The organism is Paracoccus sp. (in: a-proteobacteria) (assembly GCF_030538695.1).
GTDB lineage: Bacteria > Pseudomonadota > Alphaproteobacteria > Rhodobacterales > Rhodobacteraceae > Paracoccus.
Genome location: NZ_JAUNTN010000016.1, coordinates 44,429 through 67,273 on the forward strand (window position 1 = coordinate 44,429; position 22,845 = coordinate 67,273).

28 protein-coding genes and 1 tRNA gene are annotated in these 22,845 nt (G+C 61.9%); 19 read left to right on the top strand and 10 right to left on the bottom strand.

The window, feature by feature from the left end:
* Positions 1–4 precede the first annotated feature (4 nt).
* The 4 genes from Q4G24_RS10420 to Q4G24_RS10435 are packed head-to-tail and all read left to right on the top strand — an operon-like array spanning position 5 to position 3,728.
* Positions 5–1,105, top strand: a complete 1,101-nt coding sequence (locus Q4G24_RS10420) for a DNA polymerase III subunit delta' (protein WP_303366538.1) — start codon at positions 5–7, stop codon at positions 1,103–1,105.
* 2 nt (positions 1,106–1,107) lie between these two features.
* Positions 1,108–1,923: a TatD family hydrolase gene (locus Q4G24_RS10425; RefSeq protein WP_303366465.1), complete on the top strand. Its 816-nt coding sequence runs from the start codon at positions 1,108–1,110 to the stop codon at positions 1,921–1,923.
* Positions 1,920–2,723 (top strand): MBL fold metallo-hydrolase, encoded by an 804-nt coding sequence (locus Q4G24_RS10430; protein WP_303366466.1) that lies wholly within the window; start codon positions 1,920–1,922, stop codon positions 2,721–2,723. Before Q4G24_RS10425 ends, Q4G24_RS10430 begins: the two co-directional genes overlap by 4 nt.
* A gap of 60 nt (positions 2,724–2,783) precedes the next feature.
* A complete protein-coding gene (locus Q4G24_RS10435) occupies positions 2,784–3,728 on the top strand; it encodes an AEC family transporter (RefSeq protein WP_303366467.1) in 945 nt (314 codons plus the stop codon).
* Here Q4G24_RS10435 and Q4G24_RS10440 read toward each other — a convergent pair.
* The 7 genes from Q4G24_RS10440 to Q4G24_RS10470 all read right to left on the bottom strand — a co-directional run bounded on the left by Q4G24_RS10440 (position 3,725) and on the right by Q4G24_RS10470 (position 10,776).
* Positions 3,725–4,693: an ABC transporter permease gene (locus Q4G24_RS10440; RefSeq protein WP_303366468.1), complete on the bottom strand. Its 969-nt coding sequence runs from the start codon at positions 4,691–4,693 to the stop codon at positions 3,725–3,727. The two genes, Q4G24_RS10435 and Q4G24_RS10440, sit on opposite strands and share 4 nt — an antisense overlap.
* A gap of 3 nt (positions 4,694–4,696) precedes the next feature.
* Positions 4,697–5,995, bottom strand: coding sequence for an ABC transporter permease (locus Q4G24_RS10445; protein ID WP_303366469.1), 1,299 nt, complete (start codon positions 5,993–5,995; stop codon positions 4,697–4,699).
* Positions 5,996–6,047: 52 nt separating this feature from the next.
* The gene (locus Q4G24_RS10450; RefSeq protein ID WP_303366470.1) at positions 6,048–7,127 is read right to left on the bottom strand and encodes an ABC transporter substrate-binding protein; all 1,080 of its coding nucleotides are present in this window, start codon (positions 7,125–7,127) and stop codon (positions 6,048–6,050) included.
* Positions 7,128–7,169: 42 nt separating this feature from the next.
* Positions 7,170–8,249 (bottom strand): ABC transporter substrate-binding protein, encoded by a 1,080-nt coding sequence (locus Q4G24_RS10455; RefSeq protein WP_303366471.1) that lies wholly within the window; start codon positions 8,247–8,249, stop codon positions 7,170–7,172.
* A 78-nt stretch (positions 8,250–8,327) separates the two neighbouring features.
* Complete coding sequence (locus Q4G24_RS10460; RefSeq protein WP_303366472.1) at positions 8,328–9,404, bottom strand: ABC transporter substrate-binding protein; 1,077 nt, start codon at positions 9,402–9,404, stop codon at positions 8,328–8,330.
* A gap of 29 nt (positions 9,405–9,433) precedes the next feature.
* Entirely contained in the window at positions 9,434–10,537 is a 1,104-nt protein-coding gene (locus Q4G24_RS10465) for an ABC transporter ATP-binding protein (protein WP_303366473.1), read from the bottom strand.
* Positions 10,538–10,689: 152 nt separating this feature from the next.
* A tRNA-Leu gene (locus tag Q4G24_RS10470) sits at positions 10,690–10,776 on the bottom strand.
* Positions 10,777–10,933: 157 nt separating this feature from the next.
* Here Q4G24_RS10470 and lipB point away from each other — a divergent pair.
* From lipB to Q4G24_RS10495, 5 genes are all read left to right on the top strand, one after another.
* Positions 10,934–11,578: a lipoyl(octanoyl) transferase LipB gene (gene lipB / locus Q4G24_RS10475; protein WP_303366474.1), complete on the top strand. Its 645-nt coding sequence runs from the start codon at positions 10,934–10,936 to the stop codon at positions 11,576–11,578.
* Positions 11,579–11,713: 135 nt separating this feature from the next.
* Positions 11,714–12,142: a cytochrome c family protein gene (locus Q4G24_RS10480; protein ID WP_303366475.1), complete on the top strand. Its 429-nt coding sequence runs from the start codon at positions 11,714–11,716 to the stop codon at positions 12,140–12,142.
* Positions 12,143–12,323: 181 nt separating this feature from the next.
* The gene (locus Q4G24_RS10485) at positions 12,324–14,003 is read left to right on the top strand and encodes a cytochrome c oxidase subunit 1 (RefSeq protein ID WP_303366476.1); all 1,680 of its coding nucleotides are present in this window, start codon (positions 12,324–12,326) and stop codon (positions 14,001–14,003) included.
* A 45-nt stretch (positions 14,004–14,048) separates the two neighbouring features.
* Complete coding sequence (locus Q4G24_RS10490) at positions 14,049–14,486, top strand: VOC family protein (protein WP_303366477.1); 438 nt, start codon at positions 14,049–14,051, stop codon at positions 14,484–14,486.
* Positions 14,476–14,952: a DUF2244 domain-containing protein gene (locus Q4G24_RS10495; protein ID WP_303366478.1), complete on the top strand. Its 477-nt coding sequence runs from the start codon at positions 14,476–14,478 to the stop codon at positions 14,950–14,952. The genes Q4G24_RS10490 and Q4G24_RS10495 overlap by 11 nt, the downstream gene beginning before the upstream one ends.
* Here the strand turns inward: Q4G24_RS10495 and Q4G24_RS10500 are convergent.
* Together Q4G24_RS10500 and Q4G24_RS10505 are read right to left on the bottom strand one after the other, a co-directional pair.
* Entirely contained in the window at positions 14,949–15,494 is a 546-nt protein-coding gene (locus Q4G24_RS10500) for a cytochrome b (RefSeq protein WP_303366479.1), read from the bottom strand. The genes Q4G24_RS10495 and Q4G24_RS10500 overlap by 4 nt on opposite strands.
* A 106-nt stretch (positions 15,495–15,600) precedes the next feature.
* Complete coding sequence (locus Q4G24_RS10505) at positions 15,601–16,062, bottom strand: GatB/YqeY domain-containing protein (RefSeq protein ID WP_303366480.1); 462 nt, start codon at positions 16,060–16,062, stop codon at positions 15,601–15,603.
* A gap of 137 nt (positions 16,063–16,199) precedes the next feature.
* On the opposite strand from Q4G24_RS10505, the gene carA reads away from it, so the two are divergent.
* The 10 genes from carA to Q4G24_RS10555 all read left to right on the top strand — a co-directional run bounded on the left by carA (position 16,200) and on the right by Q4G24_RS10555 (position 22,284).
* The gene (gene carA, locus Q4G24_RS10510; RefSeq protein ID WP_303366481.1) at positions 16,200–17,348 is read left to right on the top strand and encodes a glutamine-hydrolyzing carbamoyl-phosphate synthase small subunit; all 1,149 of its coding nucleotides are present in this window, start codon (positions 16,200–16,202) and stop codon (positions 17,346–17,348) included.
* A 72-nt stretch (positions 17,349–17,420) separates the two neighbouring features.
* Positions 17,421–18,470: a hypothetical protein gene (locus tag Q4G24_RS10515; protein WP_303366482.1), complete on the top strand. Its 1,050-nt coding sequence runs from the start codon at positions 17,421–17,423 to the stop codon at positions 18,468–18,470.
* A gap of 104 nt (positions 18,471–18,574) precedes the next feature.
* Positions 18,575–18,910, top strand: coding sequence for a thermonuclease family protein (locus tag Q4G24_RS10520; RefSeq protein WP_303366483.1), 336 nt, complete (start codon positions 18,575–18,577; stop codon positions 18,908–18,910).
* Between the two features lie 121 nt (positions 18,911–19,031).
* On the top strand, positions 19,032–19,385 hold the full coding sequence (locus tag Q4G24_RS10525) for a hypothetical protein (RefSeq protein ID WP_303366484.1): 354 nt from the start codon (positions 19,032–19,034) through the stop codon (positions 19,383–19,385).
* Positions 19,382–20,089 carry a hypothetical protein gene (locus Q4G24_RS10530; protein WP_303366485.1) on the top strand — a complete coding sequence of 236 codons (708 nt, stop codon included), beginning with the start codon at positions 19,382–19,384 and terminating at the stop codon, positions 20,087–20,089. Before Q4G24_RS10525 ends, Q4G24_RS10530 begins: the two co-directional genes overlap by 4 nt.
* Positions 20,086–20,523 carry a hypothetical protein gene (locus tag Q4G24_RS10535; protein WP_303366486.1) on the top strand — a complete coding sequence of 146 codons (438 nt, stop codon included), beginning with the start codon at positions 20,086–20,088 and terminating at the stop codon, positions 20,521–20,523. Before Q4G24_RS10530 ends, Q4G24_RS10535 begins: the two co-directional genes overlap by 4 nt.
* A complete protein-coding gene (locus Q4G24_RS10540; protein WP_303366487.1) occupies positions 20,520–20,723 on the top strand; it encodes a hypothetical protein in 204 nt (67 codons plus the stop codon). The genes Q4G24_RS10535 and Q4G24_RS10540 overlap by 4 nt, the downstream gene beginning before the upstream one ends.
* A gap of 102 nt (positions 20,724–20,825) precedes the next feature.
* Positions 20,826–21,110, top strand: a complete 285-nt coding sequence (locus tag Q4G24_RS10545) for a hypothetical protein (protein ID WP_303366488.1) — start codon at positions 20,826–20,828, stop codon at positions 21,108–21,110.
* A 116-nt stretch (positions 21,111–21,226) separates the two neighbouring features.
* Complete coding sequence (locus Q4G24_RS10550; RefSeq protein ID WP_303366489.1) at positions 21,227–21,811, top strand: DNA-binding transcriptional regulator; 585 nt, start codon at positions 21,227–21,229, stop codon at positions 21,809–21,811.
* A 140-nt stretch (positions 21,812–21,951) separates the two neighbouring features.
* Complete coding sequence (locus Q4G24_RS10555) at positions 21,952–22,284, top strand: hypothetical protein (protein ID WP_303366490.1); 333 nt, start codon at positions 21,952–21,954, stop codon at positions 22,282–22,284.
* 34 nt (positions 22,285–22,318) lie between these two features.
* On the opposite strand, the gene Q4G24_RS10560 is transcribed toward Q4G24_RS10555, so the two are convergent.
* Entirely contained in the window at positions 22,319–22,843 is a 525-nt protein-coding gene (locus Q4G24_RS10560) for a hypothetical protein (protein ID WP_303366491.1), read from the bottom strand.
* Positions 22,844–22,845: the final 2 nt, after the last annotated feature.

The following is a 22,845-nucleotide window of genomic DNA, read 5'->3' on the forward strand; positions in this document are numbered from 1 at the left end:
GCAGATGAGCGAGGCCGACGACATCCCCGAGGCCGACCGCGTTGCCGGTGCGCCGCATCCGCGCATGGCGGAACGGGTGATCGGACAGGATGCCGCCATCCACAGCTTTACCGACGCTGCGGCCTCGGGGCGGATGCATCACGCATGGCTGCTGACCGGCCCGCGCGGCACGGGCAAGGCGACTCTGGCCTGGGCGATGGCCCGCTGGCTGCTGTCGGATCAGCCCGGCCCCGGCCTTTCGGTGCCGGATGACGACCCGGTGGCGCGGCGCATCCGGGCCTTGTCGGAACCGCGCCTGACCCTGATCCGCCGCCCGTGGGACGACAAGGCCAAGCGTCTGTCCGCACAAATCACGGTCGAGGAAATCCGCCGCCTGCTGTCGTTTTTTCATATGTCCGCGGCCGAGGGCGGCCATCGCATCGCCATCATTGACGCCGCCGATGAGATGAACACCGCCGCCGCCAACGCCCTGCTGAAGATGCTGGAAGAACCGCCGAAAGGCGCAATGATCCTGATGGTGGCACATCAGCCCGCGCGGCTGTTGCCAACAATCCGGTCCCGCTGCCGGGAATTGCGGCTGTCACCGCTTGGCCACGACGATATGGGCCGGGTGCTGGCCGGGCTTGGGGTCGAGGGCGACCATGAGGCACTGACCGAACTGTCCGGTGGTTCGGCGGGCGAGGCGCTGCGGCTGATCGGGCAGGACGGGCTGGCGGTTTATCAGCACATTACGGACCTGTTCGCCAGCCTGCCCCGGATGGATCGCGGGCTGGCGCTGAAACTGGCGGAAAAAGCCGCAGGCCGGGCGGGGGCGGATGGCGACCCGTTCGATCTGGTGGTGACGGTGCTGGACCGTTTCCTGACGCGCGCGGCACGGGCCGGGCTGATGGGTGCGCCCTTGGTGCAGGCTGCAAAGGGCGAGGCCGAAGTGCTGGTCCGCATTGCCCCCGACGACCGCGCCGCGCGGCATTGGGCGGCGGCGCAGCAGGAACTCTCGGCACGGGCGCGGGCAGGACGTGCGGTGAACCTTGACCCTTCCGCGCTGGTCATGGATATGCTGACCCGGCTGGCGCAACATGGCGCGGGCGACGACTTCCCGAGGTAAAGATGACCCTTCCCGACATCGTGGACAGCCATTGCCATCTGGATTTTCCTGATTTCGACGGTGAGCATGACGCGCTGATCGCACGCGCGGCGGCGGCTGGTGTCCGGCGCATGGTCACGATCTGCACCAAGCTGCGGACCGAACCCACGGTGCGGGCGCTGGCGGAACGCTGGCCGGGCGTCTTTTACGCGGCCGGCACCCACCCGATGAGCGTGGCCGAAGAACCCATGGTCTCGGTCGATGATCTGGTCGCGCTGGCCGCACACCCCAAAATGGTCGGGATCGGGGAAACCGGGCTGGATTACCACTATACCGCCGACAGCGCGGCGGCGCAGGCGGACAGCCTGCGTATCCATATCGCCGCGGCGCGGGAAACCGGCCTGCCGCTGATTATCCATTCCCGCGATGCCGATGCCGATATGGCCCGGATTTTGACCGAGGAACACCGCAACGGCGCTTATTCCTGCGTCATGCATTGTTTCACCAGCAGTCCCGCCTTGGCCCGCGCGGCACTGGATCTTGGCTTTTACCTGTCGATGTCGGGGATTGCGGCCTTCCCCCGGTCCGACGATCTGCGCGAGATTTTTGCCGCCGCGCCACTGGATCGCGTGCTGGTCGAGACCGACAGCCCCTATCTGGCCCCGCCCCCGCATCGCGGGCGCCGGAACGAGCCTGCCTATACCGCGCTGACCGCGCAGGTCGGGGCGAATGTCTTTGGCCTGTCGCTGGCAGATTTCGCCGCCACCACCACCGCCAATTTTGACCGACTGTTCTGGAAAGCTGCCGCGCATGGCGGCATCAACGAGGCTGCCACATGATCGCGGCACGGATATTGGGCTGCGGATCGTCGGGGGGGATTCCCCGGCTTGGCGGAAATTGGGGCGATTGCGACCCTCTGAACCCGAAAAACCGCCGCCGCCGCTGTTCCTTGCTGGTCCGGCGCGAGGGGCCGGATGGGATCACGCAAGTGCTGATCGACACCGGCCCGGATATGGTGCCGCAACTGCTGGATGCGGGCGTTGGACGGCTGGACGGGGTGGTCTATACCCACGGCCATGCCGATCATGTCCATGGTATCGACGACCTGCGCCAGATCGTGTTCAACATGCGCCGTAAGATCGCCATATGGGCCGATCCCGTGACGGGCGCGCAGTTGCAGGACCGTTTCGGCTATATTTTTCAGACGCCGGAAGGCTCGGGCTATCCGCCGATCGGGGAATTGCACCGGATCGACGGCCCGTTCCTCATCGACGGTCCCGGCGGGGCGCTGACCCTGACACCCTTTACCGTGCGCCATGGCGAGATCGACGCGCTCGGCTTCCGCATCAGCGAGGATATAACCGGCGGGCTGGTCTATCTGCCCGATGTCAGCGCCATTCCCGATGCGGCATGGCCCGCCATCGAGGGGGCCGAGCTGTTTATCTGCGACGCCCTGCGCCGCACCCCGCATCCCAGCCATTCGCATCTGGAACAAACCATCGGCTGGATCAACCGCGCGGGCGTGGAACGCGGGATTATCACCAATATGCATCTGGACATGGATTACGAAGCCGTCCTGCGCGACACCCCCGACCATATCCTGCCTGCTTTCGATGGAATGGAACTGACCTGCCGTTAGGATCACGGCGCGGGCGGGAGCCTCCGGCGGGGATATTTTGAGACAAAAGATGAGCCGGGTATGAGTATTCTTTTTGACGTGATCCTGCCGGTTTTTCTGGTCATCGGCTTTGGCTATGCGGTCAGTTGGAAAGGCTGGTTCGGCGCAAGCGCGACCGATGGGGTTATGGCCTTTGCGCAGAACTTTGCCGTGCCTTGCCTGCTGTTCCGGTCGATGGCCAATCTGGATTTGGGGGCCGAGTTTCATTTCGGCCTGCTCGGGTCATTCTATGCCGGGGCACTGGCCTGTTTCGGCATCGGCTGGTGGGCGGCCCTGCGCCTGTTCAAGCGCAGCCCCGAAGAAGCCGCGGCCATTGGCTTTGCCTGTTTGTTTTCCAATTCGCTGTTGCTTGGGGTGCCGATCACGCAGCGCGCCTATGGCGAGGCGGCGCTGGCGGGCAATTTTATGATTATCGCCCTGCATTCGCCGCTGCTTTATACGTTCGGCATTACGGTGATGGAGTTCACCCGCGCCCGTGGCATGAATATCAGCGCCGGGCGGGTGATGCTGCGCGCGCTGAAAGGGGTGCTACGCACGCCGTTGGTGATCGGGATTCTGTCCGGCATTGCAATGAACCTGGCGCAACAGGCCGGGCTGGTCATGCCGGAAGGATTCTGGGGTGCCGTGAACATGATGGCGCAGGCGGCCCTGCCCGCCGCACTGTTCGGGCTTGGCGGTGTGCTGTTTCGTTACAAACCGGAAGGCGAGATCGGCGCGATTGCCATGGTCTGCGCCCTGTCGCTGTTATTGCATCCGGCCATCACCTTTGGGCTGACACATCTGCTGGGGGTAAATGTGGCCGGAACCCGCTCGGCCGTGATGACGGCGGCGATGGCACCGGGGGTCAATGCCTATCTGTTTGCGAATATGTATGGCGTGGCCCGGCGGGTGGCTGCGTCCAGCGTGCTGGTCGCAACCGCCCTGTCGATGCTGTCGGTCTGGTTCTGGCTGACGGTTCTGCCTTAGGCCGGGGTCAGGCCGCGCAGCCTTTCCGAGCGGCGGCGCAGCAGCTCAACCACCGTCAGCAACCCGATCGAAAAGATCACCAGAATCGTGGCGACCGCCAGAATGGCCGGGCTGATCTGCTCGCGGATGCCGTTCCACATCTGGCGCGGAATGGTGTATTGATCCGGTCCGGCGATGAACAGCACCGCCACCACCTCATCGAACGAGGTCACAAAGGCGAACAGCGCCCCCGACACCACCCCCGGCAGGATCAGCGGCATGGTCACGCGGAAAAACGTCGTGCGCGGGTTGGCACCAAGGCTGGCGGCAGCACGGTTCAGGGATTGGTCAAACCCGATCAGCGTCGCCGTTACCGTGATGATGACAAAGGGAATCCCCAGCGTGGCATGGGCCAGAATGATCCCCAGATAGGTGTTGGCCAGACAGCCTTGCCGCGACAACACCGGCGACAGAAGTTGCCCGAACAGGCTGTCCGTCGGCACACAGGCCGAGCTGTAAAAGAAAAACAGCCCCGTCGCGGTAATGATAACCGGCACGATCATGGGCGAGATCAGCGCCGCCATGATGATCCGGCGGAAGGGCATTTCCGGTCGCGCCAGACCCAGCGCCGCCAGCGTGCCAAGCACCGTCGCAATCAATGTCGAGAACACCCCCACCAGCACCGAGTTCTTGGCCGCCTGCACCCAGCGGGCATTTTGCCAGACATCCTGCCACCACGCCGCACCGCTGGCATCGGGATTTTGCGCACCAAAGCTGAACAGGGTTTGATACCAGCGCGTTGAATACCCCTCGGGGTCCAGCGCCAGCATCTTTTCGTTAAAGGTGAAATAAGGCTCGGCGTTGAAGGACAACGGAATGATAACCAGAATCGGGGCGATCAGGAACAGAAAGATCAGCCCGCAAATCACCAGATAGGTGTAATGCCAGACCCGTTCCAGCGGCGTTGCATAAGTCGGAAGTGCCATGGCTTACCCCAGTTTCAGATTATCAATGCCAACCAGCCGGTCATACAGCCAGTAAAGCGCCAGAACCCCACCCAGCAGCAACGCAGCCAGGGCCGCGGCCATGGACCAGTTCAGCGTCTCGGACATATGCACGGCGATCATGTTCGAGATCAGTTGCCCGGACGAACCACCGACCAGCGCCGGGGTGATATAATACCCGACCGCAAGGATGAACACCAACAGCGCCCCGGCACCGAAGCCCGGCAAGGTCTGCGGAAAATAGATGCGGCGGAAGGCCGTCCAGCTTGTCGCGCCAAGGCTGCGGGCGGCGCGGATATAGGACGGGTTAATGGTGCGCATCACCGAATACAGCGGCAGCACCATGAACGGCAGCAGGATATGCGTCATAGCGATAATCGTGCCGGTCTGGTTATAGATCATCTGCAACCGCTGATTATCCGAGATCACCCCCGCCCATACCAGAAGGCTGTTGATAACCCCCTGCTCTTGCAGCAAAACCATCCAGCTTGTCGTACGCACCAGCAGCGAGGTCCAGAACGGCAGCAGCACAAGAATCATCAGCAGGTTGGACTTGCGCATCGGCAAGGTCGCCAGCAGATGCGCAATCGGGAAACCAAGCACAAAGGTCAGCCCCGTGACCAGCAGCGACAGCCAGAGGGTGCGCAGAAACAACGTCTGATAGATGCGGCGGTTCTCATCGACCTGCTGGATCTGACCTTCAGCGTCACGCTGATAGTCCAGCGCCGACAGATAGAAATTGCCGGTGTAGGGGGTTGATGCCTCGCGCATGACGGACCACAGCCGCAGATCACCCCATTTGCGGTCGATCTCCAGCAGCGCCTCCCGGTAAGGCGGCTCGACCCCGCCGCGCACCGCCCGTCCGGTCGAGGTAAACAGCGACCGCGACCCCGACAGGTCATAGTTGATCCGGGTGCCGACCGTGCCAAGTGTGCGATCCGCCGCCGCCTGTTCCAGATCAGCGGCCAGCGCGGCAAAGGCGGTCTCATCCGGGTCAGTGCCGCGCTCGGTCTGTGCAAACCATGCCGAAACCTGCGGCATATTCGTGGCAAAACCGTCGTTATAGATCGAACGATGCAGCATCTGCCCGATTGGCACGATGAACGTCACCACGACAAACAACAGCAGCGGCACCACCAGCATCAGCGCCCGCATCCGCAAGCGGCGCTGCGACCGGGCCAGCGCACGATGCAGCGGACGCCCATCGGCGGTGGTCAGGATGCCATCCCCCTGCCCCGAGGCGGTGGTGACGATGGCGGCATGAGGGTCAAGCGCGCTGGACATGACGGTTCCTTTTCTTCGATTGCCCCGCCCCGTCGGGGACAGGGCCGGACGCTTATTGCATCAGCCAGGCGTTGAAACGCTCGGTCAGTTCGGCATCGTGATCAGCCCAGAACTCCGGGTCGTCATAGACGGCGGTTTTCAGGTTTTCGGGGTTGGTCGGCATATAGGGGGCCATCTCGGTTTTGCCGTCTTTGTAAAGCCCGACCAGCGCCGCCGAGGATTTACGGGGTGGGCCATAGGCGATATATTGCGTCAGATTGGCCAGTTGCTGCGTGTCCGTGGCATATTTGACATATTCCATCGCCGCATCGGCATGTGGCGCATCTTTGGGAATTACGAACAGGTCGTAATCCACATATTGCCCGTCCCAGATCACCTCGAACGGCTTTCCTTCGGCCACCTGCGCATCAAAAATCCGGCCGTTGTAAGAGGTCGTCATCACCACCTCGCCATCGGCCAGCAGTTGCGGCGGCTGCGCACCGGCCTCCCACCAGACAACCTGCGGCTTGATCGTATCCAGCTTGGCAAAGGCGCGGGTCACGCCTTCAGGCGTGGAAAGCGTATCATAGATTGCATCAGGGGCCACGCCATCAGCCAGCAGCGCCAGATAGAGCGTGCGCTTGGCCGTCTTGGGCAAGCCGCGTTTGCCGGGGAAAGCCTCCAGATCAAAGAAATCCGCGACCGTCTGCGGTGGATTGTCCGGGAACCGCGTCCGGTCATAGGCGATCACCGTGCCAAAGGTCAGGTTCCCGACCCCGCAATCACTCAGCGCACCGGGCAGAAAGTCATCCGCCGCCGGGGTGCCATCGGGTGCGGGCGGCAGGGTGGCAGGGTCAATCAGCATCAGACCGCCCTCGTCACAAAGCTGGATGGCCGAAGCCAGCTCCAGATCGAAAACATCACCAATCACGTTCCCCGCCTCGATCTGCGCTTTAAGCGGAGTCGCCGGATCATCCGCATCAGTCACATTCACCCGGATGCCAGTTGCAGCAGTAAAAGGCTTGTTGAACGCCTCGTTTATCGCGGCGGCACCCGCCCCGCCCCACCCCGTCAGGTTGATCTCATTGGTTTGCGCGGCAACGGCACCGCCAAAGGCAACAAGGGCAGTCGTCAGAATAAAGCTGGTTTTCATCGGCTTTCCCTTTCGTTTGTGCGACCGGACAGGGCCGCACGCCTATTGCATCAACCAGGCGCTGAAACGCTCGGTCAGTTCGGCATCGTGATCGGCCCAAAACTCTGGATCGTCATAGACGGCGGTTTTCAGGTTTTCCGGGTTGGTCGGCATATAGGGGGCCATCTCGGTTTTGCCGTCCTGATACAGCCCGACCAGCGCCGCCGAGGATTTCCGCGCGGGACCATAGGCGATATATTTCGACTGATCCGCCAACCGCTGCGTGTCGGTGGCAAAGCGAATATATTCCATCGCCGCCTCGGGATTGCGCGAGCCTTTTGGCACCGCGAACACATCATAATCCAGATACTGCCCGTCCCAGATGACGCCAAAAGGTTTGCCCTCGGCCACCTGCGCGTCGAAAATCCGGCCGCTATAGGCGGTGGTCATCACCACTTCGCCATCCGCCAGAAGCTGCGGCGCCTGTGCGCCGGCCTCCCACCAGACGACATCGCGCTTGATCGTGTCCAGCTTGGCAAAGGCGCGGGCCACACCTTCGGGCGTGGACAGCACGTCAAACACCTGATCCGGCGCGACACCATCGGCCAGCAGCGCCAGATACAGCGTGCGTTTGGCCGTCTTGGGCAGGCCACGCTTGCCGGGGAAAGCCTCCAGATCAAAGAAATCTGCGACCGTCTGCGGCGGATTGTCGGGATAGCGGGTGGTGTCATAGGAAATCACCGTCCCCCACAAGATATTGCCCACCGCACATTCGCGCAAAGCGCCGGGCAGGAAATCCTCTTCGGCCGGGGTGCCGTCGGGCGCGGGCGGCAGGGTTGCGGGGTCAATCTCCATCAGCGCGCCTTCCGCACAAAGCTGAACCGCCGCTGTGACCTCAAGATCGACCAGATCATAGGTGACATTCCCCGCCTCGATCATCGCTTTCAGCGGCGTGGCCGGATTGTCGCTGTCCACCATGGTCACGCGGATTCCGGTCTTGGCGGTAAAGGGCTTGCTATAGGCCTCGGTCTGGCTATGCGCATAAGCCCCGCCAAAAGACGCCAGCGTCAGATCACCGCTTTGCGCCAGTGCGGACCCGGCCAGCACCACCAGCACTGACGTCAGACTCAGCTTGGTTGTCATCGCATCTCTCCTGTTGGGCGGGGTCTTTTGCCCCTTTGGCCCGCAGCCAGGTTGATCCCGGCTGCGGGAAGGGCTGGCTTAGCTGGCCAGCCAGGCGTTAAAACGCTCGGTCAGTTCGCTGTCGTGATCGACCCAGAAGCCGACATCCGACAGCAGCGCATTGCTCATGTTTTCGGGCGAAGTCGGCAGGTTCGGCTGCATTGCAATGTCGGTGTCCTTATAGTTGCCGACCAGCGATTGCGACGAGGCGCGGGGCGGGCCATAGCTGATCTGTTCAGCAGCACGGGCCAGCGGTTCCGAGCCGGTCGAGAACGTGATGAAATCCATCGCCACATCCTTGTTCGGCGCACCTTTCGGGACGACCCAGCCTTCAAATTCGTAAACCTGACCATCCCAAACGATCTTGAAGGGCTTATTCTCATCCACAGCGGCGTTGAAGATCCGGCCGTTATAGGCAATCGTCATCTGCACTTCGCCATCGGCCAGAAGCTGCGGCGGCTGCGCGCCAGCTTCCCACCACACGATCTGCGACTTGATCGTGTCCAGCTTGGCGAAGGCGCGGTCCAGACCTTCAGGCGTGGACAGGGTTTCATAGACCTCATCCACAGGAACACCATCGGCAATCAGCGCCATTTCAAGGTTGACCTTTGGCCCTTTGCGCATCCCGCGCTTGCCGGGGAACTTGTCCAGATCAAAGAAATCCGCCAGTTTTTCGGGCTTGGCTTCGGGGAAGCGGCTGTCATCATAGGCCAGAATCGTGGTGAACACGTCGGTTGCCACGAAACATTCCGACAGGGTGCCTTCAAAGAAATCATCCTCGGCAGCTACCCCATCCGAGCCGGGGGCAAGAATCGACAGGTCGATTTCCTCCAGCAAGCCCTCGTCACACAGCCGTACCGCATCGGCATATTCGACCGAAGCAATATCCGCCGTCACATTGCCCGATTCGACCTGCGCCTTGATCGGCGTGGCCGGGTTATCCGCATCCGCAACCGAGATTTTCGTGCCGGTCGCCGCCTCATAGGGCTTGATATAGGCTACCTGATGCGAGGCACCATAGGCCCCGCCCCAGTCCAGAATGTTCAGCTCCTGCGCCTGCGCGGCCATGGCAAAGCCACTGATGGCCGTCGTCAGGATAAGGGTTTTCTTCAGCATTTCGGGTCGTCCTCCACTGTTATTATAGGTCAGATCGGGTCCAGCGCCCGCGCATCCTGCGGGTGCCAGCCGATGCTGAGTTTCTGGCCCGGTTCCAGCCGGGTCTGATCCAGCGTATTGCGGCATTTCATCACGAAATCATCGCTTCCCGCGACACGCAGCCGGGTGCGCAGGATGTCGCCCATATAGATGACCTCCAGCACCTCGGCGTCGATACGATGGGCATGGGCGGGCATCATCTCGGTCTTGAACTCGACCCGCTCGGGCCGGATCGAAACGGTAGTTTTTTGCCCGACCTCACGCAGATTGACGGCCGTGGCGTCAATCAGCCCGCCATCGGCCAGCCGGACGAGAGCCGTGCTGCCCTCCAGCTTTTCAATGGTACCGGGCAGCGCGTTGTTTTCACCGATAAAGGCGGCAACAAAGCTGTTTTCCGGCTGTTCATACAGCACCGCGGGCGGCGCAAGCTGCTGGATGCGGCCATCGTTGAACACGGCGATACGGTCAGACATGGTTAATGCCTCGCCCTGATCGTGGGTCACATAAACCACGGTGATGCCAAGCCGTTCGTGCAGGTGCTTGATTTCAAACTGCATATGTTCGCGCAACTGCTTGTCCAGCGCGCCAAGCGGTTCATCCATCAGCACCAGTTGCGGGTCAAAGACCAGCGCACGGGCCAGGGCAATGCGCTGCTGCTGACCGCCCGAAAGCTGCGCCGGGCGGCGGCTGGCAAAGGCGCCCATCTGCACCATGTCCAGCGCCCGCCTGATACGCTCCTCCCGCTCGGCCTTGCCAAGCCCGCGCACCTCTAGCGGAAAGGCCAGATTCTCGCCCACCGTCATATGCGGAAACAGCGCGTAATTCTGGAACACCATGCCGATGCCGCGCCGGTGCGGCGGCACGTCGTTGATGTTGCGCCCATCCAGACGAATCTCGCCATGAGTGGCGGTCTCGAACCCCGCCAGCATCATCAGACAGGTGGTCTTGCCCGACCCCGAGGGGCCAAGCATGGTCAGAAACTCGCCCTTGGCGATGTTCAGATTCAGGTCTTTGACGACCAATGTGCGACCATCATAGCTTTTCTGCACATGGTCGAAGACGACGAAGCCGTCGTTACGTTCCGCTGTAGCCAATGCGCCCCCCTGAAGGCTTTTATCGTTCTTGCGCACGCCAAGGCTATGCAGGGGAAGGCCGGTTTGGCAACAGGGCAAAATGCGGGAACGTCAAATATCCGCGCATCGCCCGGATTTCAGGCAACCTGTCCGAAAGTATAAAAGAAGGAAAATGGTGCGGCCGAAAAGACTCGAACTTTCACTCCGGTTAAGGAACAGCGACCTCAACGCTGCGCGTCTACCAATTCCGCCACGGCCGCATCCGGGGCAGTCGCGGCGTCATAGACGAGGGCGCGCCGAATGAAAAGGGGTAATTTTCGGCAAGAGCAGAACCGGGGCGCTGCCCCGGACCCCGGGATATTTAAGGACAAAAGATGCGGCCTTGCAGGGCAGGCGCGAAGCTGGCAGATCAGCACCATGGTGGAATGGATCACAGCGCCGGGGCTGACCGGCTATGACGAGGCGGTGACCTTTATGGAAGCCCGCGTGGCCGCGATTTCGGCGGGGCAGGCAGATGAGCTGATCTGGTTGGTCGAGCATCCGCCGCTGTATACCGCAGGCACCAGCGCACAGGCAAAAGACCTGCTGGATGCGCGTTTCCCTGTGCATCAGGCCGGGCGCGGCGGGCAATACACCTATCACGGGCCGGGTCAGCGGGTGATTTATGTGATGCTGGACCTGAACCGGCGCGGGCGTGACGTGCGCGCCTTTGTCGCCGCGCTTGAGGCTTGGGTGATCGCCGCGCTGGCCGAGTTCGGCCTGAAGGGCGAGATCCGCGAGGGCCGCGTCGGCGTCTGGATCGCGCGGCCCGACCTGCCTCCCCTGCCCGATGGCCAGATGCGCGAGGACAAGATTGCCGCCATTGGCGTCAAGCTGCGCCGTTGGGTCAGCTTCCACGGCATTTCGATCAATGTCGAACCCGATCTGTCGCATTTCGGCGGCATCGTCCCCTGCGGAATCAGCGGCCACGGCGTCACTAGCCTTGTGGATATGGGCCTTCCGGTCGGTATGGGTGATCTGGACGATGCGCTGATTCGCACGTTCCCAAGGGTATTTGTCTGAAATGCGACATTTCATCCCAGTGCTGAAACTCATGCAGATTTGAGGTGTTACCTCTGCGATGTGCTGATAACGTGCCGGGACATGAGTCGTTCTGGCACCGCCAGCCGACTGACTGGGCCTAAAAGGAGTAGCCAGATGAAAGTGACCATCGCAGCCATTCTTGCCAGCGCCGCTTTGGCCGCCCCTGCTTTTGCGGATGGCGACCCTGTTGCGGGGCAGAAAGAGTTCAACAAGTGCAAAGCCTGCCACACCGTTGAAGCACCCGACGGTACCGTTGTCGTCAAGGGCGGCAAGGTCGGCCCGAACCTTTACAACATCGTCGGCAAGACCGCCGGCACCGTCGAAGGGTTCAAATATTCCGACGCTCTGATCAAGCTGGGCGAGGCTGGTGAAGTCTGGACCCCCGAGGATCTGGAGCATTACATCACCGACCCGAACAAATACACCGAAGAAAAAGTCGGTGATCCGGCGCTGAAAACCAAGATGACCTTCAAGCTGACCCGCAATCAGGCGGATGTCATTGCCTTCCTGAAGGAACATTCGCCGGACGCTCCGGCCGAATAATTCCGGTCATCAGACTGTTGAACGGGCTGCGATTTGTGTCGCAGCCCGTTTTCTTTTGCCGGTTGCGCTGCGCGTCAAGCGGAAAGCGAACCCGGATCACAGGACAGATTGCCGCAGGCAGATTCATGCGCTAACCTTCCCAAAGGAGGGGCCGCGAGCGGTCCAGAAGGGGAGATCACGCATGGCAGACGCAGCCATCCACGGCCACGATTCAAACCATGATACACGCGGGTTCTTTACCCGCTGGTTCATGTCCACGAATCATAAGGATATTGGTATCCTTTACCTGTTCACGGCGGGCATCGTCGGTCTGCTGTCCGTCTGCTTTACCATCTATATGCGGCTGGAATTACAGCACCCCGGCGTTCAGTTCATGTGCCTCGAAGGCGCACGCCTGTTCCCATCGGCCGAGGAATGCACCCCGAACGGGCATCTGTGGAACGTGATGGTCACATATCATGGCGTGCTGATGATGTTCTTTGTGGTCATTCCGGCGCTGTTTGGCGGGTTCGGCAACTATTTCATGCCGCTGCACATCGGTGCGCCGGACATGGCGTTCCCGCGGCTGAACAACATCAGCTATTGGCTGTATGTGGCCGGGGTCGCGCTGGGGGTGGCCTCGCTGCTGACGCCGGGTGGCATGGACGGGCAAGCGGGGTCCGGCGTGGGCTGGGTGCTTTATCCGCCGCTATCCCTGCAAGCGCCTGAAACCGTGTCGATGGATCTGGCTATCTTTGCGGTTCACGTCTCGGGGGCATCGTCGATCCTGGGCGCAATCAACATCATCACCACCTTTCTGAACATGCGCGCACCAGGGATGACCCTGTTCAAAGTGCCGCTGTTCGCCTGGTCGGTGTTCATCACCGCATGGCTGATCCTGCTGTCGCTGCCGGTGCTGGCGGGCGGTATCACCATGCTGCTGATGGATCGCAACTTCGGCACCAATTTCTTTAACCCGGCGGGGGGCGGCGACCCGATCCTGTATCAGCATATCCTGTGGTTCTTTGGCCACCCGGAAGTTTATATGATTATCCTGCCGGGGTTCGGGATCATCAGCCATGTGATTTCCACTTTTGCCCGCAAGCCGATCTTTGGCTATCTGCCGATGGTGCTGGCGATGGCGGCCATCGGGATTCTTGGCTTCGTGGTATGGGCGCACCATATGTATACGTCGGGCATGTCGCTGACGCAGCAGAGCTATTTCATGCTGGCGACCATGACCATCGCGGTGCCGACCGGCATCAAGGTGTTTTCGTGGATTGCGACCATGTGGGGCGGCTCGATTGAGTTCAAAACCCCGATGCTGTGGGCCTTTGGTTTCCTGTTCCTGTTCACCGTTGGCGGCGTCACCGGCGTGGTGCTGTCGCAGGCGCCGCTGGACCGGGCCTACCACGACACCTATTACGTCGTGGCGCATTTCCACTATGTCATGTCGCTTGGCGCGGTCTATGCAATCTTTGCCGGGGTGTATTTCTGGATCGGCAAAATGTCGGGCCGTCAATATCCCGAATGGGCGGGCAAGCTGCATTTCTGGGTCATGTTCATCGGCTCGAACATGATCTTTTTCCCGCAGCATTTCCTTGGCCGTCAGGGGATGCCGCGCCATTACATCGACTATCCGGTCGAGTTCACTTTCTGGAACAACATCAGTTCCATCGGCGCGTTCATTTCCTTTGCCAGCTTTGTGTTCTTTATCGGCGTGGTGTTTTACACCCTGTTCGCAGGCAAGCGCGTCACGCAGAACAACTACTGGAACGAATACGCCGATACGCTGGAATGGACCCTGCCTTCACCACCGCCCGAACACACGTTCGAGCAGCTTCCCAAGCGTGAAGACTGGGATCGCAGCCCGGCGCATTAACCATCAAGGCCCCGGTTCACCGGGGCCTTTTCTTGCGGAGGGGGTATGCCCGCTTTGGTGCCGGAACTGTCGGTGGTGAATTTTGACGCATCGCTGCGGTTTTACCGCGATCTTTTGGGCTGGCAGGTGGTTTACGACCGCCCGGAAGAAGGCTTCGCCTATCTGCGCATTGGCGAAGCTGATCTGATGATCGACGCGCTCGCCACCGGACGCAATTTCAACGAAACGCTTACCCTGGCGAATCGTCCCTTTGGTCGCGGGATGAATCTGGAAATCACCTTGCCTGATATTCAGCCCCTTCTGGATGCGCTGAGGGCCGCAGGCTGGCCGCTGATCTTGCCGCCAGAGGAGAAATGGTATCGCGCGGGTAACCATCAGACCGGCCAGCACCAGTTTATCGTGGCTGACCCTGACGGCTATTTCCTGCGGTTTTGTCAGCATATCGGCATCCGCCCGATACCCACACAGACCGATGCCCTATGAATGGCAGGATCAGCCCGGCAAGGCAGAATTGCGGGTATGGCCGTACCATGCCCTGACGGCGGGCGGCTTTGTCTGGTTCATCGGCCTGACCACCGCCGCCATATCCTTGCCGCTGCTGGCCTTGCTGGGGCGAGCGGCGCTGTGGGTCACGCTGCCCTTTGCCGCGCTGGCGGTTGGTCTGCCATGGCTGGCCCTGACCCGCAATCGCAGCAAAGGGCCGTTTGAGGTTCTGACGCTGACAGCCGATCAACTGGCCCTGACCCACCACGATCCGCACCGCCCGGCGCGGCATTGGCAGGCGAACCCCTATTGGGTGCGTGCCAGCCTGTGCCACGGCCCGATCGAAGCCTATCTGACCCTGACCGACGGCCAGCGCGAGGTTGAGCTTGGCGCTTTTCTGACCCCAGATGAGCGCCGGACGCTGCACGCCGAAATAACCCACCGCCTGCGTAAGCCGCCTGTTTAGCCCGCCATTTTGGCCATCGTATCATCGCGCAGCACCAGCCGGTGCCAGAGTACCGCCGCAATATGCCCCAGAATCAGCGCCCCAAGCAGCCATCCGATTTCGCCGTGCCAGTCATTGCCAAGGTTCACCGCCCAAGTGACCGCCTGCCCCTCTGGCCTCGGAACAAACACCTCCCAGCCAAAGACATTATAGGCACGTTCATTTCCCCAAGCCCGAATCAGCCCGACGGCGGGGACAAAAACCATCAGCACATAGAGCGCCAGATGCCCGGCCTTTGCCGCAAGGCCCATCAGCCCGGCCCCATGCGCAGGGCGACGGCCAGTGTTCACCAGCGCCCAGACCACCCGCAACAGAATCAGGACAAACAACACGAAACCAAGGCTTTGGTGCGTGCCAACCATCATGCTGGCCAATCCGCTTTCGCGGCCCAGCACCACCTTGGTCACCATGCCCAAAAGCTGCCAGATCATCAGCAGGGCAATGCCCCAATGCAGCAGCCGCGTCACCGCCCCATAACGCGCCGAGGAATCATAAACCTGCATATCCAAACCTTTCCTTCATGCCGCAGCCATAGCACAGTCCGACCTAACAAAACGTAAACGGCGGCAAGGTTTCCCTTACCGCCGCACAAAACCATACCGAATAGCCTCAGCCCATCAGCTTTTCCTTGACCATCGGGCCGACCGCGCCAAAGTCCATCTGGCCGGTATAGCGGGCCTTCAGTTCCGCCATCACCCGCCCCATGTCGCGGATGGATTCCGCACCAAGATCGGCCACGACCCCGGCCACCGCCTCACGGGTTTCATCGGCACTCAGTTGCTTGGGCAGAAACTCTTGAATGATCCCGATTTCATCGGTTTCCTTCTCTGCCAGCTCCAGCCGTCCGCCTTCCTCATAGGCACGCGCCGATTCCTGACGCTGCTTGACCATACGCGACAGGATCGCCAGCAGGTCGTCATCGGACAGGCCCTTGTCGTCGCCGTCGCCCCGCGCAGCAATTTCGCGGTCCTTGATCGCTGCCGAGATCAGCCGCAGCGTGGACAGCCGTGCCGTTTCCTTGGCTTTCATTGCGTCCTTTGTTGCCGCCGCAATACGCGCTTTCAGGTCCATGACCTCATCCTTTCAAACCGAGACAGCCGATCTAATGTGTCGAACCCTTCCGTTCAAGCCTGCATCCGCCGGTTCCGGCCTTGACCCGCGCGGCGCAGGTCTTTAGGGTCCGGCCAATTTCAGATTTCAGGTGCTTCATGGCCGATAAACCCACCGCCTGCCTGGCGCTTGCCGATGGCACGATCTTTTATGGCCGGGGCTTCGGCGCCACCGGCGATTGCGTGGCCGAACTGGTGTTCAACACCGCCATGACCGGCTATCAGGAAATCATGACCGACCCCTCCTATGCCGGGCAGGTCGTGACCTTTACCTTTCCCCATATCGGCAACACCGGCATCACCCCCGAGGATGATGAGGCGCCCGAGCCTGTCGCCGCTGGTATCGTGGTCAAATGGGACCCGACCGAGCCGTCGAACTGGCGCGCCAGTGCCGATCTGATCGACTGGATGACCCGGCGCGGGCGCATCGGGATCGGCGGCGTGGACACCCGCCGCCTGACCCGCGCGATTCGCCAGCAAGGCGCGCCGCATGTGGTGCTGGCGCATGACCCGAACGGCAATTTCGACATTGAAGCGATGGTTGCAAAGGCGCGTGGCTGGTCGGGATTGGTCGGCCTTGATCTGGCGAAAACCGTGACCTGCGCACAAAGCTATCATTGGGACGAAGGCCAATGGAACTGGCCCGGCGGCTTCTCGCGGCCCGCCACGGACCGCCCGTTCAAGGTCGTGGCGGTGGATTACGGCGCGAAACGCAACATCCTGCGCTCGCTGGCGCAGGTGGGCGCGGATGTGACCGTTCTGCCCGCCACCGCCACCGCCGAAGATGTGCTGGCCCATAACCCCGAAGGTGTGTTCCTGTCCAACGGTCCCGGCGATCCTGCGGCGACCGGCGAATACGCGGTGCCGATGATCCGTGACTTGCTGAACAGCGACCTGCCAATCTTTGGGATTTGCCTTGGCCATCAAATGCTTGCACTGGCGCTTGGGGCGTCTACCGTCAAGATGGGCCACGGCCATCATGGCGCGAATCATCCGGTGCGGAACAATGAAACCGGCAAGGTCGAGATCACCTCGATGAACCACGGTTTCGCCGTTGATGCACAAACCCTGCCCGAAGGTGTGGCTGAAACCCATGTCAGCCTGTTCGACGGCAGCAATTGCGGTATCCGCATCACCGGCCGTCCGGTGTTTTCGGTGCAATACCACCCCGAGGCCAGCCCCGGCCCGCAGGACAGCGCCTATCTGTTTCAGGACTTTGCCGATGCCATGCAGGTACGGCGGGGATAAAATCTGCGGGCGTTAACCTCGTTTTAACGATTGTTGTGCGATCCCTGTCCGTAACAGGACAGGAAACGCCCGATGACCGCCATCGCCTTTGCACGGCCGCCTATAGATGAGACCCCGATCAGGCCGCAGGATGTCACCTCGGCACTGACCGATCTGCGCCAGCGTGACCAGCGTATCCTTGGGCAAATCCTGCTGGATCAGGGCGCAGTTGACCCCGGCAACCTGTTCCGGGCCGTCCTGCTGCGCGAGCATGAGGCCGTCCGTCTGGGTGAGATTCTGCTTGCCCACGGCTGGGTTGCGCCCGAGGCGCTGACCCGTGCGCTTTGCGTGCAATGGCGGACGACCTCGGTTGATCTGGCGACGCTGCCACCCGATCCACGGCTGATCGACGCGGCCGGGGCGGACCTGTGCCTGACGCTGGGGCTGGTGCCATGGCGGCGGGTGGGGGGCGTAACCTATGTTGCAACCTCGCGCCCCGACGGGTTCGAGGCTGCCCGCGACCGCCTGCCCGCCGATTTCGGCCAGTTGCGGATGCTGCTTTGCACCGAGAATCAGGCGCAACAGGCGGTGCTGAACACCCGCCGCACCTTCCTGATCCGGCAGGCCGAAAACCGGGTGCCGGACGATCAAAGCTGCCGCACCCGCAATGAACGCCGGGTGGCAAATCTGGCGCTGGCGGTCATGCTGATCGTGGCCGCCTCGGCGGTGCTTGTGCCGGTCTGGCTGATGCTGGCACTGACCTTTTGGGTGGTGCTGACGCTGATCGGGCTGACCGCGCTCAAGCTGACAGCCTTTATTGCCAATGTCCGCGCTGACGCCCACCGCCGCCGAAGCCCCGCACTCGCCCCGTTCAAGGGACAACTGCCGCTGATTTCGGTGATGGTGCCGCTGTTTGGCGAAAGCGATATTGCGGGCAAGCTGGTCGGGCGGCTGTCCAAACTGCGCTATCCGCGTGAGCTGACCGACATCCTGCTGGTGATCGAGGAAACCGACCAGATGACCCGAACCGCGCTGGAAGGGGCTGTTCTGCCTGACTGGATGCGCGTTGTGATCGTGCCGGACGGGCCGATCAAGACCAAACCACGGGCGCTGAACTATGCGCTGGACCAAAAAGCCGCTTAAAAATCAGCCGCGAAGCTGCCAATTTGATACAAACCGCCCCTATTGTTTTATAATAATTTTTGCCGGAAATTGTATCACCCAAACCCGCCAGAATCGGAATAATCATGCTGACCATCATCGCCACCGCCCTGACCCTGACCGGCTACACAATCGTTGACGGCGACACGCTGCGTCACGATGGCCGCGACCTGCGGCTTTGGGGGATCGACGCGCCAGAGCGTCAACGGCCCGGCGGTCAGGCAGCCCGGCGAATGCTGGATCGGATCACGGACGGCCAGCCGCTGACCTGCGACACCATCCACATCGACCGATACAACCGCCCGGTTGTGCGCTGCGCGACCCCAGCCGGGGTTGATCCGGCCTGTGAGATGGTGCGCAGCGGCCACGCCCGCGACTGGCCCCGCTACAGCGGCGGGCATTATGCAGGCTGCGGGCGGTAAAAAAAAATCGCATCAGGTGCATTTTCTCACTTGCATTACTAACATTGTGCAAGTATAACTAATTTATCAGCAGAGAGCTGATACGGGACGCACCGCCGCACGGGTGCAGGAGACTAAGACCATGGACATCAAGATCATCGCCCCTGCCTTTGCAACCGTCCAGTTTGAAACCACCTGCGACACCCCGGCCCTGACCGGATCGGAAAAGCAGATCGCGTGGGCCGAAAAAATCCGGGCCAAGCGGACCGAGGAACTGAATACGCTGGTCAGCGACACGATTCACGGGATGGTCAAAACCAAGATGATTTTTTCGGACGACGCCGCGCGGATCGCCGCCGCCGAAGCCGCTATCGCTAAGTTTTTGGACCTCGCTGGCGCCGCCATCAACCGCGTTATGACCGAAACCAGCGCCGCCGCTTGGATTGACCAGCGCGACACCCCGACCCGCAAAGTGTTCGGAGCGCCCGGCCAATGATTAAGACCATCGCAACCATCGCTGATCGGCAGGCCATGCCGATCAGCACCATTACGGTCGCCGCCCCGCTGGGGGCTGCCATTGGAAATATTGTGATCCAATGGGCAGGGATGCAACCGGCCAGCGCCAACGAGGCCGACAACCTGCCCAATAGCGTGACGGCCATCGAGATGGAAAAGCCCGCGCCAGCGATCCAGACCACCACCATGACCGCCGCCACCGAATCAGAGATCATCGCCGCCGCATGGGCGCTTGGTGCCTGGGACATCAGCCGCACCGCAATCCCGGCTGGATACCAAGGCCCGCTGCCCCCGCACCTGGGCGATCTGGCGGATGCCGCCCGCGAATCCGGCTATGTAACGTGGATGTTTAAGCCGATCTTGGGCGGTCCAGAGTTGCGAGCTAAGGCCAATGCGGCCAAGGACGCCAGCCTGACCCCGATCATGCTTGGCCGGTCAGGGCCAGCGCCGGACATCACGATCCCCGCAATCACCCCCGGTCGCCAACACCTGATCCGACTGGGAGAGCCAGTCGAGGCCAAGGCGCGGCTACCACGCCCCTGCCCACGAGCCACCCGCAAACAGCGATGGGCGATCATCTGTATGCGCCGCAAGCTGGACGAGGCCGGGGCACCACTACCCGCCAGCCTCACGCGGGCAGAGGCCAGCGCAATCATCGCGGACCTGCAAAGGCGGCTTGCATGAGATACCTCAACCACATCACGATGACGACTGGCCACCTGATGCAGCAGCATCGACGGGACGCCGACGCCGATGCTATCGCACGGGTGTCCGCCATGCTGGACTCTGCCCTGATCGGCGGACGGCCCGAGGTGCTGGACGGCACAATCCTCAAAGCAACGCACTTTGGCCCGCACCTGCTGGCCACCCTCTGCCTTGGGGTCGCGCCGATCATAACCACCGGCGTTGCCAAGCGCCCACGCGCTGCACGGCGGTTTTGGGGCGACCTCATCACCACCGCAACGGTGCCGGTTACTGTTACCGCCGACGATATGCCCGCGCCGCCATGGATCGCCGACCGGATCGAGGCGGGCGCAATGCACCGCCCGGACATCTTGCAATGGACAGGCAGTTGGGCGGCGGTCCTTGGATGGGCCTGGATGGAGTATGCACGATGACCCCGATCACTGACCCCCGCCCCTTTGCCGAGGTGCTGCGCGACTGGCTGGACCGCAACGGCCTGACGGCTTACGCCGCCGCCCCGGTCCTTGGCACCACCGAAAGTAGCATCGGGCGCTGGCTGGCTGGACGCCCCTGCGCCCACGAACGGGCCTATCGCGGGCTGATTACCCTGATTGACGGCAACCCCGCAAAATAATTTCGAGGCGGTGCAATTTTCTGCTTGCACCCCGCAATTTCCCACTGTAAGAAATATGTAAGGGCAGACAGAGGGTCAGCCCGAGCTTAAGGAGCGCAGACCATGACCACCTATATTTGCATCGCCGCCGCCAACGCCACCACCGAAATGCACGAAGGTGCTGATCTCGTGCAGGCTATTCAAGCCGCGCTGGTCGCTCGCGACATCACCGTCACCGCCACCGAAGTGCTGCCCCTCGGCGGCACCCGCTATATCCGCCGGGAAACGGACCCGGAAGATTTTTGGGCCGCCCAAATGGACCACGCTATCGGTGACAACGATGAGTGGGGCTACGGGGCCAGCGTGGACGAGGCGATGGCAATGGCCCAGCCGGAGATCGACGAATGAAATCACCGAAAAAAACCACCAACGCGCCCCTGTTCCGGGGCGCGTCATCGCATGATGAGCCTCGGAAAAACGCAATCCGGCCTTGGTCGCGCCAAGGGGTGCGGCTGGGCATAAAAATGCATTACAACATCAATGACAGCAATGCGGCAATCGGATGGGTGCTGATGCGCATGGGGCCGGATGCTGTCGCCCAGGGCGAGGCCCGAGTGCCGCAGGCGGATGCGCCGCAACCGCGCCCCCTGACACACGCCGAACGCCGCAGTTTGCGCGAGGATTGCGGCCTGTCCCGGCGCGAGGCTGCCGAATGGCACGGCGTGAACGAGCGGACAGTAGGTTATTGGGAGGATGGCGCGGGCACCCCCAATGAGGCGGCGGATATGGATATGATGATGCTGCGCCTGCAACTGGATGCGGCGGCGGGCCAAGTTGTCAAAACTGCAAGGGCCGTCATCAAGGCCCACCCCGAAATCGCAGGCCAGCCGGTTGAGTTGGTCAGGTATAAGCCCCACGATTACCCCCGCACACAACAGGCTCGTGAGGGCCTGCCGCACGGTGCGCACAACCGTCTTACCAACCTTTCTGCCGAGGCGCTGGCCCGCGACGGAATCGATTCGACTATCGTTTATCGGGGCGCTGGCGAATGGGAGGCCACGCCGCCGCCAGAAGGGTTTTCGGGGGCTGCGCCGGATTTCATGCGCTGACCGACGCGATGGGGGCGATAAAAAAATCGCATCAGGTGCATTTTTATGCTTGCATTACTAACGCTATGCAAGTATAACTAACTTATCAGCAGAGAGTTGATACGGGACGCACCGCCGCACGGGTGCAGGAGACTAAGACCATGACCACCGCAACCACCATCACCGTTCCCGCCTCGATCCGCAGCGACATTCTGGACGCGCTGTTCGTCCGCGTCGAGGACGCCGCGAAACGCTTTGTTGACGCAGAGCGCGGCGAGGCCAAGTTGCAGGCCGCCATCGATGAGGCCAAGGCAGCCGGACGGGACACTTTTTTCGAGGATGCGCTCATGACGCTGCCCGGCACGGCAGAGTTTGACCGCATCGGGCGCGACTGCGTGGATACCATCAAACAACTGGTTGCAGGCACCGACAACGATTTTGTCTGGGAGTGGGAGCGGCACGTGGATTTTGCCCGCAACCGCGCCCAGGACTAAAGCAAAGGGGCGGGCCAAAGGTCCGCCCCCCACCTTACAGCCCCGCCCGCCGCAGGGCCTCGGCCAGAGCGCCGGACAGGGCGTCACCATCCGCCAGCGCGGCCAGATCGCCGGGTGCTGCCCGCTCGATAGCCTCGATCAGCTTGGATTCGGCCATCTCACGCAGGTGCCCCCGTGCATCGCCCACGCTGTCCATGCCAAAACGCCGCAGGGCGTCACCCGCGCCTTGGTCGGCGTAGGCCAGCATCTGCTCGATCGCCAGATCAATGCGGCGGCCAATCGGGGTGTCGGCGGCAGCGGTCAGCATCCAGCGCAGCCCGACGCGGGCGGCATTTTCCATCGTCACTTGCAGGGTGTCACGGGCGGCGCGGTCCAGCGCGACCCCGGTGATCTTGGCAACCACCGCAGACAGGGCGGACACAACCACCGTCGCAACAGCGGTCACAACCCACGCCAGCGCCTGATCGGCCAGCGCCGGGATGCTGGCTGCCGCGACAGCAGCGGCAGGGGCGGTGATAACGGCGGCCATCGCCGCCACGGCTTTAGTCGTCAAACGCATGT

What these genes read in the sequence shown, in the direction of transcription:
- Q4G24_RS10550 (WP_303366489.1), top strand. Translation starts at nt 21,227, where the DNA reads ATGCATTACAACATCAATGACAGCAATGCGGCAATCGGATGGGTGCTG.
- Q4G24_RS10555 (WP_303366490.1), top strand. Translation starts at nt 21,952, where the DNA reads ATGACCACCGCAACCACCATCACCGTTCCCGCCTCGATCCGCAGCGAC.
- Q4G24_RS10445 (WP_303366469.1), bottom strand. Translation starts at nt 5,995, where the DNA reads ATGTCCAGCGCGCTTGACCCTCATGCCGCCATCGTCACCACCGCCTCG.
- Q4G24_RS10520 (WP_303366483.1), top strand. Translation starts at nt 18,575, where the DNA reads ATGCTGACCATCATCGCCACCGCCCTGACCCTGACCGGCTACACAATC.
- Q4G24_RS10500 (WP_303366479.1), bottom strand. Translation starts at nt 15,494, where the DNA reads ATGCAGGTTTATGATTCCTCGGCGCGTTATGGGGCGGTGACGCGGCTG.
- Q4G24_RS10505 (WP_303366480.1), bottom strand. Translation starts at nt 16,062, where the DNA reads ATGGACCTGAAAGCGCGTATTGCGGCGGCAACAAAGGACGCAATGAAA.
- Q4G24_RS10425 (WP_303366465.1), top strand. Translation starts at nt 1,108, where the DNA reads ATGACCCTTCCCGACATCGTGGACAGCCATTGCCATCTGGATTTTCCT.
- Q4G24_RS10420 (WP_303366538.1), top strand. Translation starts at nt 5, where the DNA reads ATGAGCGAGGCCGACGACATCCCCGAGGCCGACCGCGTTGCCGGTGCG.
- Q4G24_RS10450 (WP_303366470.1), bottom strand. Translation starts at nt 7,127, where the DNA reads ATGAAAACCAGCTTTATTCTGACGACTGCCCTTGTTGCCTTTGGCGGT.
- carA (WP_303366481.1), top strand. Translation starts at nt 16,200, where the DNA reads ATGGCCGATAAACCCACCGCCTGCCTGGCGCTTGCCGATGGCACGATC.
- Q4G24_RS10435 (WP_303366467.1), top strand. Translation starts at nt 2,784, where the DNA reads ATGAGTATTCTTTTTGACGTGATCCTGCCGGTTTTTCTGGTCATCGGC.
- Q4G24_RS10460 (WP_303366472.1), bottom strand. Translation starts at nt 9,404, where the DNA reads ATGCTGAAGAAAACCCTTATCCTGACGACGGCCATCAGTGGCTTTGCC.
- Q4G24_RS10540 (WP_303366487.1), top strand. Translation starts at nt 20,520, where the DNA reads ATGACCCCGATCACTGACCCCCGCCCCTTTGCCGAGGTGCTGCGCGAC.
- lipB (WP_303366474.1), top strand. Translation starts at nt 10,934, where the DNA reads ATGGTGGAATGGATCACAGCGCCGGGGCTGACCGGCTATGACGAGGCG.
- Q4G24_RS10485 (WP_303366476.1), top strand. Translation starts at nt 12,324, where the DNA reads ATGGCAGACGCAGCCATCCACGGCCACGATTCAAACCATGATACACGC.
- Q4G24_RS10535 (WP_303366486.1), top strand. Translation starts at nt 20,086, where the DNA reads ATGAGATACCTCAACCACATCACGATGACGACTGGCCACCTGATGCAG.
- Q4G24_RS10430 (WP_303366466.1), top strand. Translation starts at nt 1,920, where the DNA reads ATGATCGCGGCACGGATATTGGGCTGCGGATCGTCGGGGGGGATTCCC.
- Q4G24_RS10480 (WP_303366475.1), top strand. Translation starts at nt 11,714, where the DNA reads ATGAAAGTGACCATCGCAGCCATTCTTGCCAGCGCCGCTTTGGCCGCC.
- Q4G24_RS10560 (WP_303366491.1), bottom strand. Translation starts at nt 22,843, where the DNA reads ATGCGTTTGACGACTAAAGCCGTGGCGGCGATGGCCGCCGTTATCACC.
- Q4G24_RS10515 (WP_303366482.1), top strand. Translation starts at nt 17,421, where the DNA reads ATGACCGCCATCGCCTTTGCACGGCCGCCTATAGATGAGACCCCGATC.
- Q4G24_RS10455 (WP_303366471.1), bottom strand. Translation starts at nt 8,249, where the DNA reads ATGACAACCAAGCTGAGTCTGACGTCAGTGCTGGTGGTGCTGGCCGGG.
- Q4G24_RS10495 (WP_303366478.1), top strand. Translation starts at nt 14,476, where the DNA reads ATGCCCTATGAATGGCAGGATCAGCCCGGCAAGGCAGAATTGCGGGTA.
- Q4G24_RS10545 (WP_303366488.1), top strand. Translation starts at nt 20,826, where the DNA reads ATGACCACCTATATTTGCATCGCCGCCGCCAACGCCACCACCGAAATG.
- Q4G24_RS10530 (WP_303366485.1), top strand. Translation starts at nt 19,382, where the DNA reads ATGATTAAGACCATCGCAACCATCGCTGATCGGCAGGCCATGCCGATC.
- Q4G24_RS10525 (WP_303366484.1), top strand. Translation starts at nt 19,032, where the DNA reads ATGGACATCAAGATCATCGCCCCTGCCTTTGCAACCGTCCAGTTTGAA.
- Q4G24_RS10490 (WP_303366477.1), top strand. Translation starts at nt 14,049, where the DNA reads ATGCCCGCTTTGGTGCCGGAACTGTCGGTGGTGAATTTTGACGCATCG.
- Q4G24_RS10440 (WP_303366468.1), bottom strand. Translation starts at nt 4,693, where the DNA reads ATGGCACTTCCGACTTATGCAACGCCGCTGGAACGGGTCTGGCATTAC.